This is a genomic window from Microbacterium sp. LMI1-1-1.1, from assembly GCF_040815675.1.
Taxonomy (GTDB): domain Bacteria; phylum Actinomycetota; class Actinomycetes; order Actinomycetales; family Microbacteriaceae; genus Microbacterium.
Window position 1 is genome coordinate 330,973 of the sequence record NZ_JBFPNN010000001.1, and the last position, 16,159, is coordinate 347,131.

Here is a 16,159-nt window from a genome sequence, read left to right on the forward strand (position 1 = left end):
GGCCGGGGAGGCGGCGGTCCCGGCCTCCGTGTCGTACCCCCGGCGTAGACTCCTTCGAGTGACAGTTCCCGGGATAGTTCGCGCCCTCGAGCAGGCTGAGTCGTACCGGGAAGCCGCCTCCGCGGCATCCGCCGACCTGTCCCTCTCCCTCGTCGACGGGCTGGACGCCCCCGTCATCGCCGGCCTCCTGGAGCGCCGCCGTGCGGCAGGCGCCCCCGGGGCGGTGCTGGTCGTCGCTCCGACGGGCCGCCGCGCCGAGGCGCTCGGACCGGCCCTGGAGGCGGTGCTCCCCGGCGCGCAGGTGCTGCACTTCCCCGCGTGGGAGACGCTGCCGCACGAGCGGCTCAGCCCGAGCCCCGAGACCGTCGGCCGTCGCCTCGACGTCCTGCGGCGGATCGCCGCGTGGGACGGGCAGGCGCCCCTCGTCATCACCGCGTCGGTGCGCAGCGCCCTGCAGCCGCTCGCGGGCGGCCTCGGCGACGTGGCGCCGATCGACCTCGCCGTCGGCGCGCGCGGCCAGGAGCTCGAGGACGTCCTCACCCGCCTCGTCGAGCTCGCGTACCACCGCGTCGACATGGTGTCGCGTCGCGGGGAGTTCGCGGTGCGCGGCGGCATCCTCGACGTCTTCCCGCCGGTCGCCGACCACCCGTACCGCATCGAGTTCTTCGGCGACGAGGTCGACCAGATCCGCGCGTTCTCCGTCGCCGACCAGCGCTCCCTCCCCGGCGAGGTCACGGCGGTGTCGCTCGTGCCCAGCCGCGAGCTGCTGCTCACCCCCGCGGTGCGCGCGCGCGCCGCCGAGCTGCGCGACGGCTACCCGGGTCTGCGTCAGCTGCTGGAGAAGATGGCCGAGGGCATCCCCGCCGAGGGCATGGAGTCGCTCATCCCGGTGCTCGTCGACCGCATCGTCACCCTCGCCGACTACCTCCCCGGCGGCAGCGCCGTGGCCCTCGTCGACCCGGAGCGTTCCCGCGCCCGCGCCACCACCCTCGGCGACACCAACCGCGAGTTCCTGGAGGCGGCGTGGTCCGCGGCGACCGCCGGCGCGGACACGCCCGTCGACCTCGGTGCCGGCGACTTCGTGACCCTCGCGGACCTGCACGAGATCGCCTCGGGGCGCGGCGGCGTGTGGTGGCAGCTGAGCGCGTTCGACTCCGGGGCGGCGGATGCCGAGGACGAGGGCCTCATCGCCGGCGACGACGCCGCGCACCGCATCAAGGCCGACCCGGTCCCGTCGTTCCAGGGCAACGTCGAGGGCGCCACCGCCCACGTCGGCGCGCTCCTGGCCGAGGGGTGGTCGGTCGTCGTCACGGCATCCGGCCCCGGGATGGTCGACCGCGCGCGGGACGTCCTCGCCGAGCGCGAGATCGCCGCCCGCCGCGTGGACACCGTCCTCACCCCGCCCGAGCCCGGCGTCGCGCACGTCGTGTGCGCCTCGCTGGAGCGCGGCTTCGAACTGACCGAGGCGAAATTCGCCGTCATCACCGAGACCGAGTTCTACGGCCGGTCCGTCGGCACCGACAACCGCGGCGCGAAGAAGCTCGCCTCCCGCCGCCGCAACGTCGTCGACCCGCTGCAGCTGAAGCCCGGCGACGTCGTCGTGCACGCGACGCACGGCATCGGCAAGTTCATCGAGCTGACGCAGCGGGAGGTGTCCAGCGGCGGGCGCAACGCCGTCAAGACGACGAAGGAGTACCTGGTCCTCGAGTACGCGCCCTCCAAACGCGGCTACCCGGGCGACAAGCTGTTCGTCCCCACCGACCAGCTCGACCTGCTGTCGAAGTACGTCGGCGGCGAGATGCCGACGCTGTCGAAGATGGGCGGCAGCGACTGGGCCGCCGCCAAGGGCCGTGCGCGCAAGGCCGTCCGCGACATCGCGGTCGAGCTGGTGAAGCTGTACTCGGCGCGGATGGCATCCAAGGGGTACGCCTTCGGCCCCGACACCCCGTGGCAGCGCGAGCTGGAGGAGGCGTTCCCGTTCGCGGAGACGCAGGACCAGCTCCAGACGATCGACGAGATCAAGGCCGACATGGAGAAGCCGATCCCGATGGACCGGCTGCTGTCCGGCGACGTCGGCTTCGGCAAGACGGAGGTGGCCGTCCGCGCCGCGTTCAAGGCGATCCAGGACGGCAAGCAGGTCGCGATGCTCGTGCCGACGACGCTGCTCGTCAAGCAGCACCTCGAGACCTTCGCCGAACGGTTCGCCGGCTTCCCGGTGACGGTGCGGCCGCTCTCGCGCTTCCAGAGCGACAAGGAGGCCAAGGCCACGCTCGCGGGTCTCACCGACGGCACCGTCGACATGGTCATCGGCACGCACCGCATCCTGACCGAGAAGGTGATCTTCAAGGACCTCGGTCTGATGATCATCGACGAGGAGCAGCGCTTCGGCGTCGAGCACAAGGACGCGCTGAAGAAGCTGAAGACGAACGTCGACATCCTCGCCATGAGCGCCACCCCGATCCCGCGCACGCTCGAGATGGCGGTCACCGGCATCCGGGAGATGTCGACGCTGGCAACCCCGCCCGAGGACCGGCACCCGATCCTGTCGTACGTCGGCCCGAACAACGACAAGCAGATCGCGGCGGCGATCCGTCGCGAGCTGCTGCGCGAGGGCCAGGTCTTCTACGTGCACAACCGCGTCTCGTCGATCCAGCGGGTCGCGGCGCACCTCGCCGAGCTCGTCCCCGAGGCGCGGATCGTCGTCGCCCACGGGCAGATGGGCGAGCACGCGCTGGAGCAGGTCGTCGACGACTTCTGGGAGCGCCGGGCGGACGTGCTCGTGTCGACCACCATCATCGAGACCGGTCTCGACATCTCCAACGCCAACACGATCATCATCGACCGCGCCGACAAGTACGGCCTGTCGCAGCTGCACCAGCTGCGCGGGCGGGTGGGCCGTGGGCGCGACCGGGCGTACGCCTACTTCCTGTACGACGAGATGAAGCCGCTGTCCGAGACCGCGGCGGACCGCCTCGAGACGATCGCGGTCAACAACGACCTCGGCAGCGGCATGCAGGTCGCGTTGAAGGACCTCGAGCTGCGCGGCGCCGGCAACCTGCTCGGCGCCGAGCAGGCCGGACACATCGCGGGCGTCGGCTTCGATCTGTACCTGCGCATGATCGGCGAGGCCGTCGCGACCTTCCGCGGCGACGACGTCGAGGGTCCGACCGAGCTGCGTCTGGAGCTGCCGGTCGACGCCCGCCTGCCCGAGTTCTACATCGACAGCGAGCGCCTGCGGCTGGAGGCGTACCAGAAGCTGTCCGCCGCGGCATCCGCCACCGCCAAGGACGACGCGATCGACCTCGTCGTCGAGGAGCTGCGCGACCGTTACGGCGAGCCGCCCGCCGAGGTGGAGGGGCTCGTCGCCGTCGCCCGCCTGCGTCGCCGTGCCGCGCAGGCCGGACTCGCCGACGTCGTGGCGATGGGACCGAACCTCCGCGTCGCCCCGGCGAACCTGCCGGACTCCATGCGGGTGCGCCTGCAGCGGCTGTACCCCAAGGCCAAGCTCGTCGCGGGCGGCGACGCCATGGTCGTGCCCCTGCCGCAGGACGCCGGCGACGCGAACCTGATCGACTGGGTCCGGCAGCTGCTCGACGCCCTCTGGCCGCTGCCGCAGCCGGCGTCGGCAGAGGTGTCGACCGCGTCCTGACCGCCCCGCGGAGACGACGGAGCGCCGGCACCCGAGGGGGCCGGCGCTCCATCGTGGGAGGGATGCCGCTCAGCCGGTGTTCTGCAGTCCCGCGGCCACACCGCTGACCGACAGCAGCAGGAGCCGCTGGTGCTCGGCGTCGGGGGTGGCATCCGGGGTCGTGTCGCGCAGGGCCCGCAGGGCGCGGAGCTGCAGGAGCGACAGGGCGTCGACGTACGGGCTGCGCATCTTCACCGCGCGCTGCAGCACCGGCTTGTTGCCCAGCAGGTCGCCGCCCGTGATGCGCTCGACCCACGAACGGGTGAGGAGCATCTCGTCCATCACCAGCGCGGCGAGGTCGTCGCGGTCGCCGAGCGCGAGGTAGCGCCGGGCGATGCGCTCGTCGGCCTTGGCCAGGCTCATGGCGACGTTGTCGATCATCGTGCGGAACAGCGGCCACTGCTCGTACGCGTCACGCAGGCGCTGCTCGTCGCCGACGGCGTCGAGCGCCGTTCCGAGGCCGAACCACCCCGCGAGGTTGATGCGGGCCTGCGTCCACGAGAACACCCACGGGATCGCCCGCAGGTCCTCCAGCGACTCCACCGACAGCCCGCGGCGGGCCGGCCGCGAGCCGAGCGCGAGGTGGCCCAGCTCCTCCATCGGGGTGACCGTGGCGAACCACGGCGCGAAGCCGGGCGCCTTGACCAGGGCGAAGAAGCGCTCACGCGAGGCGACGTCCATCGTGCTCGCGACGTCCGCGAAAGCCTCCGCGGCTCCGCGGTTGCGCCGCTCGATGGAGGGGGAGGATGCCGTGAGCACCGCGGCCGCGACCTGATCAATGTGGCGCATGGCGATGTCCGGGTCGCCGTAGCGCGCGAAGATGACCTCGCCCTGCTCCGTGAGCTTGAACCGGCCGTCGACCGAGTGCGGCGGCTGCGCGAGGATCGCCGAGTTGGCGGGACCGCCGCCGCGCCCGAGGGCGCCGCCGCGACCGTGGAAGAGCGTCAGCTCGATGCCCTCGGCCTCGGCCCACGTCGAGATCTTCGCCTGCGCCTCGTACAGCGCGAGGTTGGCGGCGACCGGACCGACGTCCTTCGAGGAGTCCGAGTAGCCGAGCATCACCTCGAGGCGCCGGCCCGTGGCATCCAGTCGGCTGACGAAGGCGGGGTGCGCGACGATCTCGGCCAGGATGCCGGGGGCGGCCTGGAGGTCCGCGAACGTCTCGAACAGCGGGATGACGTCGAGTACCGGCGGAGCGACCCCCGGACCCATCGCGTAGGAGGCGAGCTCGTGGACGTTGGCGAGGTCCTCCGCGGACTGCGTGAACGACACGATGTAGCGGCCGGCCGCGCGCGGACCGAAACGCTCCTGCACGTAGGCGACGGAGCGGAAGACCTCGAGGACCTCTTCGGTCTGCTCGCTGCGCTCACCGCCCGTGCGCAGCTCGTCGAGCACCTTGCGGTGCACGGCCGAGTGCTGGCGCACCTCGAGCTCGGTCAGGTGGAATCCGTAGGTCTCCACCTGCCAGAGCAGCTGCTGGAGGGCGCCGTAGGCCTGGCGGGCGGCGCCGCCGGCGACGAGCGACTCCTGGACGACGCGGAGGTCCGCGAGCAGGTGCTCGGGGTCGCGGTAGGCGAGATCGGCGTCGCGCGTGCGGGTCGCCGCGATCTTGCGGGCGACCAGCAGCAGGATCCGGCGGTGCGGCTCGTCGGGGGAGCGCTCGGCGATCTCCGCCGCGGCGTCCTCGTCGGCGGCGCGGAGACGGTGCCACAGCGACACGAGCTCGTCGCTCGGCGGCGTCGTCGAGGCACCCAGGGTCAGTCCGCGACCGATGCGCTGCGCCGTGCGCTCGAGGCCCAGGAGCACGTGCTCGCTCGCGATGGCGGCGGCCTTGCGGGTGACGGATGCCGTGACGAAGGGGTTGCCGTCGCGGTCGCCGCCCACCCAGGAGCCGACGCGCACGAAGGGGCGGACGATCGGCGCGCGGGCACCGGCGTCCTCGCCCTGGAGGACGTCGTCGATGCGGCGGTAGACGTGGGGGACCGCGGTATAGAGCGTCTCGTCGAAGACGGCCATCACCGAGCGGACCTCGTCGACGGGGGACGGCTTGTCGCGCCGCAGCGGGGCGGTGCGCCACAGCGTGTCCACCTCCTCGAGCATGCGGCGCTGGGCGCGGCGGCGCTCGGCGCTCTCGTCCGCGGCGGACTCGTGCTCGCCCAGCAGCTCGGACAGGCGGCGGATGCTCGTCGAGATCGCGCGGCGCCGGGCCTCGGTGGGGTGTGCGGTGAAGACGGGGTGGAAGCGCAGCGACTGCAGGCGGTGCAGCGCCGTCTCCTCGCCGACCTCGCTGATCAGGCGCTCGTACGCCGCGGCGATGGTGTCGGGCGCGCCGTCGCGGGAGGACCGGTCGCCCCGCTCGCGGAGGATCCGGACGCGCTGGTGCTCCTCGACGAGGTTGACGAGGTGGAAGTAGGCGGTGAATGCCCGCGCCACCTCGTCGGCCCGCTCGATGGAGAAGCCGTCGGCGATGGCGGCGGCCCGCTCGAACGCCTCCGATGTCTCATCGGTGTAGGCCTGGATCGTCGCGGTCCGCAGCCGCTCGACGTCGTCGTACAGTCCGGGGGAGCCGCTCTCTCGCAGCACACGGCCGAGCAGGGAGCCGAGCAGGCGCACGTCGGCGCGCATCTGCTCGGGAAGCTCTTGGCCGGCTTCGAAGCGGCCCACGAGGTCGATCGCCTCGGTCGGGGTCAGTTCACGCACACGCCACAGAATATCGGCGTCGCGGGACCGCTCATCGCCGTGTGACGGGCGGTGTATGCCGCGGCGGGGTGGGGTGGTGCGGCCGCGGTCCTGCCGGCCGCCGCTCCGGACTCCGGAGTCTCGCCGGCCGCGGCGCGGCGCGGTCGCGGGTTTCCGCGGGTCGGACGGGGCGGGTGGCCGGGGATTCCGGAGTTAGGCGAGCGCGCGGGCCGCCGCCGCCGGCCGGGCGGGGGATACTCGGGTCAGCGGCGCCGCCCGGGCCCGCGAGAGCCGTCGGGCACGACCGCCCGGAGAGGAGCAGCCGTGAGCGCCGACGCCCTGCGCGAGGCCGCCGAGACCATGCGCGTCGTCCGGGAGCGCTGCGCCTGGACCCGCACCATCGACCACCGCGCTCTGGTGCCCTACCTCGTCGAGGAGAGCGCCGAGGTCATCGATGCGGTCGAGGCCGGCACCCGCGACGACCTCCGCGAGGAGCTCGGCGATCTGCTGTGGCAGGTCCTCTTCCACGCGGAGATCGCGGCGGGCGACCCGGACGACCCGTTCGACATCGACGATGTGGCGCGCGGTTTGACCGAGAAGATGACGCGGCGTCATCCGCACGTGTTCGGTGACGCCGTGGCATCCACTCCCGAAGAGGTCCTCGTGCACTGGAACGCGGCGAAGGCCGCCGAGAAGCGCGAGCGGACGAGCGTGCTCGACGGTGTCAGCGACCACATGCCCGCGCTCGCCCTCGCGCAGAAGGTCCTCGGCAAGGCCGCGCAGGTCGGCGTCGCGGCGCCGTCGCACCGTCTCGCCGATCCGGCGACCGAGGAGGAGCTCGGCGACGCGCTCCTCACGCTCGTGCAGCTCGCCCGGGACCGCGGCTGGGATGCCGAGCGCGCCCTCCGCGGCCGCCTCCGCGCCGTCCGCGACGACGTCCGCGCCGCCGAGGCCTGACCCCCGCACGGTCCGTAGCACTCCGCTGCCGCGATCGCACGTTCGGCGCGACGTTACACGTGCTGGCGCCCTGGGTGCGTGCGATCTCGCGCCGAACGTGTGACCTCGGGCCCCGGCGACCCCGCCGCCGACCGCCCCCGCACGGCCCGGCGTCCGGGGGCTGGAACAATGGGACCGTGGCATCCGTGAACCCGCCGCGCGGCATGCGCGACTTCCTCCCCGCCGACAAGGCCCGCCGCGAGCGCGTGCTCGCCGTCATCCGCGAGCGCTACCGCGTCCACGGCTTCGACGAGATCGAGACCCCGGTCATGGAGGACTACGACCGTCTCCACGCGGGCATCGGCGGCGACAACGAGAAGCTCTCGTTCAGCATCCTGAAGCGGGGGATGGATGCCGACGGCATCCGCGCCGCCGCCGACGACCCAGCCGCCCTGGCCGATCTGGGGCTGCGGTACGACCTCACGGTCCCGCTCGCCCGGTTCTACGCGACGAACCGCGCGCAGCTGCCGACGGTGTTCCGCTCGATTCAGATCGCCCCGGTCTGGCGTGCCGAGCGTCCCCAGAAGGGGCGGTACCGCCAGTTCGTGCAGTGCGACATCGACATCATCGGCGACGCCTCCGCGCGGGCCGAGGCCGAGCTGATGACGGCCAGCCTCGACGTGCTCGATGCGCTGGGTCTGGAGGGCGGCTCGATCCGCGTCAACGACCGTCGCGTCCTCGACGCGATGCTCGACGTGTTCGGCTTCGTTCCGGAGGAGCGTCCGGGCGTGCTCATCACGATCGACAAGCTCGACAAGATCGGGGCCTCGGGCGTCGTCGCGGAGCTGCGCGACCGCGGGGCCGGCGCCACGGCCGTCGACGCCTTCGCGGAGTACCTCGACCGGCCCGCCACCACCCCCCGCTTCGACGACGACGGCATCCGCGGGGCGCTTCCCGCCGGCATCCCGGACGAGGTCATCGCCCACCTCGTCGCGCTCGGCGAGACGGTCGCCGCGGTGCGCGGTGCCGACGCGCCGCTGGTGTTCGACCCGTTCCTCGTCCGCGGCATGGGCTACTACACGGGCACGATCTTCGAGCTCGCCCACCCGAGCGTCGAGTATTCGCTCGGCGGCGGCGGACGCTACGACGGCATGATCGGCCGTTTCCTCGGGCAGCAGGTCCCGGCGGTCGGCTTCTCGATCGGGTTCGAGCGCATCGTGGACCTGCTTCAGGATGCCGCCGGCTCCGACGACCGCGCCGTCGTGCTGGTCCACGACCGCGACGTCCCGCTGGCGCAGCTGCTGCGGCTGAAGGCCGGGCTCGTCGCCGACGGGGTGCGGGTCCGCCTGGAGCAGCGGCCGAAGAACCTCAAGGCGCTGCTCGAGCGCTCCGCGGCCGACGGTTACACGTCGTTCGCGACGGTCCGGACCGACACCGACGCCGCGTCGCTGGAGTTCAAGCCGCTGGCCTGAGTCCCGCCCGGGCGGCCCGTTCGCGGGTGCCCGGCTGTGCCGTCGTGCGGTGTTCGGGGGCGACACGCCGGGCCGGTGGCATCCTGTATCGGCGTGTCGGGCCGTGGGTCCGCAGGACGGTTCCCGGGTTTGTGCTGGGGCACGGCCGGGGGTCCTCAGGACGGTTGCGGGGATTATGCCTGGGGCGCGGCCGGGGGTCCTCAGGACGGTTCCGGGCGGGACCGGACCGGGAAGGTCGACAGGGCGACGCTCAGGCGACGGCGGTGATCGGCGACTGCTCGGGCTGCAGCGCGGCAAGCCGTTCGAGGCGCGTGCCGGTCGCGGCGTCGAGGGGACTGAACCAGACGACGCGGCCCCCGAGGCCCTCGTCGATCCACAGGCTGGACATCTCGAGATGCAGCTCGCCAACGCGGTCGTTCACGAGGTGCTTGCGGGTGGCGCGCTCGCTGCCGACGTCGCCGAGCCGCCACAGCTCGGCGAAACGCGGCGAATCCGTCTCGAGGTCCGCGATGAGACGCTGCCAGGACGGCTCCTCGTGATGACGGCCGTACCCCGCGCGCAGGCGGGCGGCGATGCGGCGCTGGGCGCGGTCGAGGTCCTGGTGGGCGCGCTGCCACGCGTCGTCCGTGAAGAGCAGCACCGCGCAGTTCCGGCGCTCGACGGGGACGGCGTCGAGGTCGTCGAAGAGGTACCGGTAGGAGCGGTTGTACGCGCGGATGTCGAAACGCGCCGTCTGGACCGCCGCGGGGTAGGGGAGGAGCTTCTCGAGCAGGTCGAGGTGCGTCGCGGCGGTGCAGGGGCGGGTCTCGCGGTCCGGGACCGGCAGACCGGCGAGGGCCAGGAGGTGGTCGCGCTCGTCGTCGGTGAGGCGCAGCGCCCGCGCGATGGCGGTCACGACCTGTCCGGACGCGGCGATCGGGCGGCCCTGCTCGAGCCAGGTGTACCAGGTCAGTCCGACGCCGGCGAGCTGCGCCACCTCTTCGCGGCGGAGGCCGGCGACGCGCCGACGCGTGCCCTCGGGCAGGCCGACGTCGACGGGCTGCAGACGTGCCCGGCGGCTGCGGAGGAAGGCGGCGAACTCCCCGCGCGCCTCGTCGGAACGACCCATCTCGACCTCCCCGCCCGATCCTAGAACGGCCCCCGGCGGCCCGTGCGACGGTGGGGAGTGCTGTCAGTACCAGGATGAACGCACTCCTGGTACCAGGATGCGGCGGTCTCCATGCTGGCACCATGACCACCTCCTCGCACCCCGGTACCGGCACCGTGCCGGTCCCGCCCGCGACCGCGCTCGACGCGGTGCCGACCTGGCGCTACCTGGGGTTCCTCCTCGGCCCGGGGGTCGGCACGTTCGCCTTCAATGCCGTCACCGTCATCCTCCCGACGCTGCGGGACCGTTTCGGCGCCGACGACGTCACCCTCGAGCTCGTGATCGCCGCCTACGGCATCCCGTTCGCCGTCCTCCTGGTGCTGGGCGGGCGGCTCGGCGACCGCTTCGGTCGCCACCTTCTGTTCGTCGGCGGCATGCTGCTCTTCCTCGTCTCGGCGGTCGCGTGCGCTCTTGCGCCGACCGTGGAGACGCTCGTCGCGGCCCGTCTCGTACAGGGCGTGGGGGCCGCGCTCTGCACACCGCAGGTGCTCGGCACGATCCAGGCCACCTCGCGGGGCGCCGCGCGCACGCGGGCGATCGCCGCCTTCGGGGCGAGCGGCGGCATCGGCGCGGCGGTGGGGCAGGTTCTCGGCGGGGCGCTCGCCGCCGCATCGCTCGGACCCGTCGACGGATGGCGCGGAGTGTTCGTCGTCGTGGCCCTGACCGCGGTCGCGGCCATCGTCCTCGCGCCGCTCGCACCGCGCAGCCGCGCGCACGAGCACGTCGCCATCGACCTCGTCGGCACGGCCGCGCTGGCCCTCGGCATCCTGGCCGCCTCCGTCGCGCTGACGTTCGGTCCCGCGTGGGGCTGGTCGTGGCCAGTGCTGGTCGCGCTGGCGGTGGCGGTCGTCGCGCTCATCGGGATGTGGCGGCACCAGGATGCCGTCGAGCGCTCCGGACGCACCCCCCTTCTTCCGCCGAGCCTTCTCCGGCTGCGCCCGTTGCAGCTCGGCCTGCTCGCCGCTGCCCTGTTCTTCGCCGGATACTCGGCGCTGCTGTACGTCTTCCCGCGCGCCGTCGAGGCCGGGGGACTGACGTCGCTGCAGGCGGGGATGGCCCTGCTGCCGTTCGCCGTGGTGTTCGCGGTCGTGTCGCTGTCGGTCGCCCGCGTGCAGGCCCGGTGGGGGGATGCGACTCTCGTCCTGGGGGTGTCGCTGCAGATCGTCGCGCTCCTCGGGATGGCGGGCACGCTTCTCGTCGCGTGGGGTCCGGCGATCGGGCTCTGGCTGCAGCCGGCCCTCGTCGTGCTCGGGGTCGGTCAGGCGCTGATCTTCTCGCCGCTGACGCAGCTGGTCGTCCGCGAGGTGCCGGTCGAGGCGGCGGGCCTGTCCGGCGGGATGTTCAGCACCGCCCAGCAGCTCGCGCTGTCGTTCGGGGTCATCGTCATCGGCGGCGTCGTCTCGGTGACGGGCGTCGCCGCCCGCGACGAGCTGCTCGCCGGGCTCGCCCTGGACGTCGTCTTCGCCCTCGCCGTCCTCATCCTCGCCCTCGTCCTGCGTGCCCGCGGGGGACGGGTGCCGACGACGTCCTAGCCCCGCAACCCGTGCCGTCGTGGCGGAGTTCCTTCGCCGGGGGCTCGTGCCGTCGTGCGGAGTTCCTTCGCCGGGAGGCTCGTGCCGTCGTGCGGAGTTCGGGGGCGACACGCCGGGCCGGTGGCATCCTGGCCGGCGTGTCGGGTGAGGGCTCCGCAGGACGGTTCCGGGGGTGAGGCCGGCTGTCCTCGTGCCGTCGTGCGGAGTTCGGGGGCGACACGCCGAGCCGGTGGCATCCTGTATCGGCGTGTCGGGTGGGAACTCCGCAGGACGGTTCTGGGGAATAGGCCCGAGCGGGGCCGTAGGGCCGCAGGACGGCGCCCGGGCCGAGGCCACGCCGCCCCGGGGCACGGGATGCCGGACGGTCAGGCCGCGGCCACCGCCCGTTCACCGCGACGAGGTGTGATCGACGGGTGCTCGTCCGCCGGTCCCTCGTCGTGACGGCGTCGACGGCGGCCCTGCTCGGGGCGACCGCCGTCGGGGTCCGCACGCTGCTCTCACGTCAGGCCGCCGTCGCCCGCCGCCGCATCGGCAAGCCGCTCGGGGAGGACGCCCTCGACGCCGACCGGGTCTGGCGGCGGAAGAAGCACGCGGGCGTCCCCGTCGACCTGCTGCTGCTCGGCGACTCGATCGCCGCGGGCCTGGGCGCCGGGCACCGCCGCGACACCCTCGGCGCACGCCTCGCGAAGGGCATCGCGCGGGACGCGCGCCGTCCCGTCCGGCTGCGCACGGCGGCCGTGGTCGGTTCCGAGACCTCCGCCCTCGCCGCGCAGCTCGGCACGCTCCCGGAGGACTACCGCGCCGACATCGCCGTGATCGTCATCGGCGGCAACGACGTGACCCATCGCATCCCGGTCTCCCGCTCCGCCCAGCAGCTGGAGGATGCCGTCCGGGCTCTCGTCCGTCAGGGAACCCCCGTGGTGGTCGGGGCGTGCCCCGACCTCGGCACCCTTCGCGCGATCCCGCAGCCGCTGCGCGCCCTGGCCGCCCGCGCCTCGCGGCAGCTCGCCGCCGCGCAGACGGTCGCCGCGCGGCGGGCCGGTGCCCGTGTCGTCGCCCTCGCCCGCGCCGTCGGACCGGTGTTCGCCGAACGTCCGCACGAGATGTTCAGCGTGGACCGCTTCCACCCCAGCGCCCTCGGCTACCGCCGCACCGCGGACGCCCTCCTGCCCGCCGTCCTCGCCGCGCTCGCCGCCGCTGCCCCGTCCGCCGCTGCCCCGTCCGCCGCTGCCCCGTCCGCCCCGGGGTCCGCCCTGCCGCGTCGAGAGCACGCGACCTCGACGAGTGCACACGCTCGGGTCGAACGGAACGCGTGATCTCGCGGCCCCGGCGGGCCTGGCGCGGCCTCGGCGGGCCCAGCGCGGCCCCGGGCGGGCCTGGCGCGGCCCTCGGGGGCCCGGCGCGGCCCTGGCGCGAAGCGGCTTGACCGGAAGTGACGGGCGCCGACAGGGTGGGGGCATGGCCGATCCCACCGTCGAGACCGTCCGCCGCGTCGACGCCTACCTCACCGACACGCTCGTCGGCCGGGATGCCTCGCTCGACGCGGTGATCGCCGCCCAGCACGAGGCGGGCCTGCCGGCGATCGAGGTGGCTCCCGTCAGCGGCAAGATGCTGCACCTGCTGACGAGGATCTCGGGTGCCCGTCGCGTCCTCGAGATCGGCACGCTCGGCGGGTACTCGACCATCTGGCTCGCCCGGGCCCTGCCGGAGGGCGGGCGGGTCGTCTCGATCGAGGCCGAGCCGGCGAACGCCGAGGTCGCGCGCCGCAACGTGGAGAACGCGGGCGTCGCCGATCGTGTGGAGGTCCGGGTGGGACGCGGGGCCGACGTCCTCCCGACCCTGCAGGGCGGCGCACCCTTCGACCTCGTCTTCATCGACGCCGACAAGGAGTCGAACACGACCTACCTCGACTGGGCCGCCCGTCTCGGTCGCCCGGGCACGGTCGTCGTCCTCGACAACATCGGCCGGAACGGGGAGGTGGCGGATCCGGATGCCACCGACTCCAAGGTCCAGGGGACCCGTCGCGGCCTCGCGATGCTGGGTGAAGACCCCCGCTTCGACGCCACCGCGCTGCAGACGCTCGACCGCAAGGGCTGGGACGGCATCGCCGTGGCGATCGTCGTCGCGGCCGGACCCCGGGCCTGACCCTCCGCGCGTCCCCCTGCACCCGAGTGGCCCCGGGGCCATTTCCCGCGCCCCGGGGCCACTTCGGCTCCGCGCCTCGGCGTCGCGCCCGCCCCGTCGCCACGCCTCGGCGCCCCGCCCGCCCCGTCGCCGCCCCTCCCGCGCGTCGCCCCCGCACCAAAGTGGCCCCGGGGCCATCTCCCGCGCCCCGGGGCCACTTCGGCTCCGCGCCTCGGCGTCGCGCCCGCTCCGTCGCCGCCCCTCCCGCGCGTCCCCCTGCACCCGAGTGGCCCCGCGGCCATCTCCCGCGCCCCGGGGCCACTTCGGCTCCGCGCCTCGGCGTCGCGCCCGCCCCGTCGCCGCACCTTCTTCGCGTCGCCCCTGCACCAAAGTGGCCCCGGGGCCATCTCCGGCGCCCCGGGGCCACTTCGGCTCCGCGGCCCGCCCCACCCGGCTCCACACCCGTCGACCGCGATCAGTAGACTCGTCGCGGACCGACGTCGCTCCGCCCCCTCCCACTCAAGAACCAACGAGGAGTCCTTCGTGGCACTTATCGAGGCTGTCAACGCGCGCGAGATTCTCGACTCGCGCGGAAACCCGACCGTCGAGGTGGAGGTGCTCCTCGACGACGGCATCGTCCAGCGTGCGGCCGTCCCCTCCGGCGCGTCCACCGGTGCCTTCGAGGCCTACGAGCTGCGCGACGGCGACAAGAGCCGCTACAGCGGCAAGGGCGTCCTGAAGGCCGTCGCCGCGGTCGTCGACGAGCTCGGCCCCGCCATCGAGGGCGTCGAGGCCAGCGAGCAGCGCATCATCGACGAGATCCTCATCGAGACCGACGGCACCGACAACAAGTCGCGCACCGGCGCCAACGCCATCCTCGGCGTCTCGCTGGCCGTGGCCAAGGCCGCCGCCGACAGCGCCGACCTGCCGCTGTTCCGCTACCTCGGCGGCCCGAACGCGCACCTCCTGCCCGTCCCGCTGTTCAACGTCATCAACGGCGGCGAGCACGCCGACAACGGCATCGACTTCCAGGAGTTCTTCCTCGCCCCCATCGGCGCCGACACCTACGGCGAGTCCCTTCGCTGGGGCACCGAGGTCTACCACGTCCTCAAGGGCGAGCTGAAGTCCGCGGGCTACAACACCGGTCTCGGCGACGAGGGCGGTTTCGCCCCCGACCTGCCCAGCAACCGCGAGGGCCTCGACTTCCTCATCCGCGCGATCGAGAAGGCCGGCTTTACCCCCGGCACGGACATCGCCGTGGGCCTGGACGTCGCCGCCACCGAGTTCTTCAAGGACGGCGTCTACACCGTCGAGGGCAAGGAGTGGAGCGTCGACACGCTCGTCGACTACTTCGCCGACCTCGTCGCGAACTTCCCGATCGTCACCATCGAGGACGCCCTCGCCGAGGACGACTGGGACGGCTGGAAGAAGCTGACGGATGCCATCGGCTCCAAGGTCCAGCTCGTCGGCGACGACCTCTTCGTCACCAACCCCAAGCGCCTGCAGCAGGGCATCGACCTGGGCGTCGCCAACTCGCTGCTGGTCAAGGTGAACCAGATCGGCACCCTGTCCGAGACCCTGGACGCCATCTCCCTCGCCACCCGTTCGGGCTACACCTCGATGCTGTCGCACCGCTCGGGCGAGACCGAGGACACCACGATCGCCGACCTCGCCGTCGCCGTGAACGCCGGCCAGATCAAGACCGGTGCGCCCGCGCGCAGCGAGCGCGTCGCCAAGTACAACCAGCTGCTCCGCATCGAAGAGGACCTCGGCGACGCCGCGGTCTTCGCGGGCCGCTCGGCGTTCCCCCGCTTCAAGGGCTGATCGCACCTCGCGGACGAGAGGGGGGAGCCGTTCCGGCTCCTCCCTTTTCGCTTTCCTGAGGGGATGCCGCCCTCCCGGCGCGTCCACGGGAGCGATGTCGGCCGCCACGTACACTCGACTCTCGCCCCCGCCGCGGACGACGCGTCGGCGCGGGCGATCGCGGAGAGGAGACGCCGATGGACCGACCGACGCTTCCGCCGCGACGTCCCGCCGTGGCATCCCCGTCCCGCCCCGCCCCGAAGAGGCGCACGTCCTCCGCGCGCCGGGTCGACGCCCGCGAATGGCTCGGCGGCAACCGCGTCTCAGGCTTCGTCGTCATCATGCTGGGGCTCGTCGTCCTCGGGACGTTCGTGCTCGTTCCCACCGTCGGCACCTACATGGACCAGCGGCAGCAGATCCAGGCGCTGCAGAGCGCGGTCGCGGTGAGCCAGTCCGAGGTGGACGACCTGCAGGCGCAGCGGGACCGCTGGAGCGACCCCGCGTACATCACGACGCAGGCGCGCGAGCGGCTGTACTACACGATGCCCGGCGAGGTCGTGTACCTCATCGAGAACGATCTGCCCGCGTCCGCGACCCCGCAGGAGCAGGGCGACGTCAGCGACGAGGTCGGGCAGACGCAGACCGACTGGATGGCGCAGCTCGTCCGCTCGGTGACGGCGGCCGGCGCCGCCCAGACGGCGGTCGTCCCGACGATCGGCGTTCCCGATCCGGCGCCGACGGAGCAGCCCGCACCCTGAGCCTCGGCCGCCGCGCGGGA

At 73.4% G+C, this 16,159-nt stretch carries 10 protein-coding genes; 8 read left to right on the forward strand and 2 right to left on the reverse strand.

Annotated elements, in window-relative coordinates:
- The first annotated feature begins 58 nt into the window (after positions 1 to 58).
- Positions 59 to 3,649, forward strand: a complete 3,591-nt coding sequence (gene mfd, locus MRBLMI1_RS01530) for a transcription-repair coupling factor (protein WP_367726384.1) — start codon at positions 59 to 61, stop codon at positions 3,647 to 3,649.
- 69 nt (positions 3,650 to 3,718) lie between these two features.
- Here mfd and MRBLMI1_RS01535 read toward each other — a convergent pair whose 3' ends face one another.
- The gene (locus tag MRBLMI1_RS01535; RefSeq protein WP_367726385.1) at positions 3,719 to 6,388 is read right to left on the reverse strand and encodes a phosphoenolpyruvate carboxylase; all 2,670 of its coding nucleotides are present in this window, start codon (positions 6,386 to 6,388) and stop codon (positions 3,719 to 3,721) included.
- A 339-nt stretch (positions 6,389 to 6,727) separates the two neighbouring features.
- Here MRBLMI1_RS01535 and MRBLMI1_RS01540 point away from each other — a divergent pair, with 339 nt between their 5' ends.
- On the forward strand, positions 6,728 to 7,324 hold the full coding sequence (locus MRBLMI1_RS01540; protein ID WP_367727533.1) for a MazG family protein: 597 nt from the start codon (positions 6,728 to 6,730) through the stop codon (positions 7,322 to 7,324).
- A gap of 203 nt (positions 7,325 to 7,527) precedes the next feature.
- Positions 7,528 to 8,775, forward strand: coding sequence for a histidine--tRNA ligase (gene hisS / locus MRBLMI1_RS01545; protein WP_367727534.1), 1,248 nt, complete (start codon positions 7,528 to 7,530; stop codon positions 8,773 to 8,775).
- 250 nt (positions 8,776 to 9,025) lie between these two features.
- Here hisS and MRBLMI1_RS01550 read toward each other — a convergent pair whose 3' ends face one another.
- Positions 9,026 to 9,883, reverse strand: a complete 858-nt coding sequence (locus tag MRBLMI1_RS01550; RefSeq protein ID WP_367726386.1) for a helix-turn-helix transcriptional regulator — start codon at positions 9,881 to 9,883, stop codon at positions 9,026 to 9,028.
- Between the two features lie 122 nt (positions 9,884 to 10,005).
- On the opposite strand from MRBLMI1_RS01550, the gene MRBLMI1_RS01555 reads away from it, so the two are divergent.
- The 5 genes from MRBLMI1_RS01555 (at position 10,006) to MRBLMI1_RS01575 (ending at position 16,139) form a co-directional block, all read left to right on the forward strand.
- On the forward strand, positions 10,006 to 11,454 hold the full coding sequence (locus MRBLMI1_RS01555) for an MFS transporter (protein ID WP_367726387.1): 1,449 nt from the start codon (positions 10,006 to 10,008) through the stop codon (positions 11,452 to 11,454).
- 413 nt (positions 11,455 to 11,867) lie between these two features.
- A complete protein-coding gene (locus MRBLMI1_RS01560) occupies positions 11,868 to 12,770 on the forward strand; it encodes an SGNH/GDSL hydrolase family protein (RefSeq protein WP_367726388.1) in 903 nt (300 codons plus the stop codon).
- A 142-nt stretch (positions 12,771 to 12,912) separates the two neighbouring features.
- Positions 12,913 to 13,599, forward strand: a complete 687-nt coding sequence (locus MRBLMI1_RS01565; protein ID WP_367726389.1) for an O-methyltransferase — start codon at positions 12,913 to 12,915, stop codon at positions 13,597 to 13,599.
- A 522-nt stretch (positions 13,600 to 14,121) separates the two neighbouring features.
- Entirely contained in the window at positions 14,122 to 15,402 is a 1,281-nt protein-coding gene (gene eno, locus MRBLMI1_RS01570) for a phosphopyruvate hydratase (protein ID WP_367726390.1), read from the forward strand.
- Between the two features lie 176 nt (positions 15,403 to 15,578).
- Positions 15,579 to 16,139 carry an FtsB family cell division protein gene (locus tag MRBLMI1_RS01575; RefSeq protein ID WP_367726391.1) on the forward strand — a complete coding sequence of 187 codons (561 nt, stop codon included), beginning with the start codon at positions 15,579 to 15,581 and terminating at the stop codon, positions 16,137 to 16,139.
- Positions 16,140 to 16,159 lie beyond the last annotated feature (20 nt).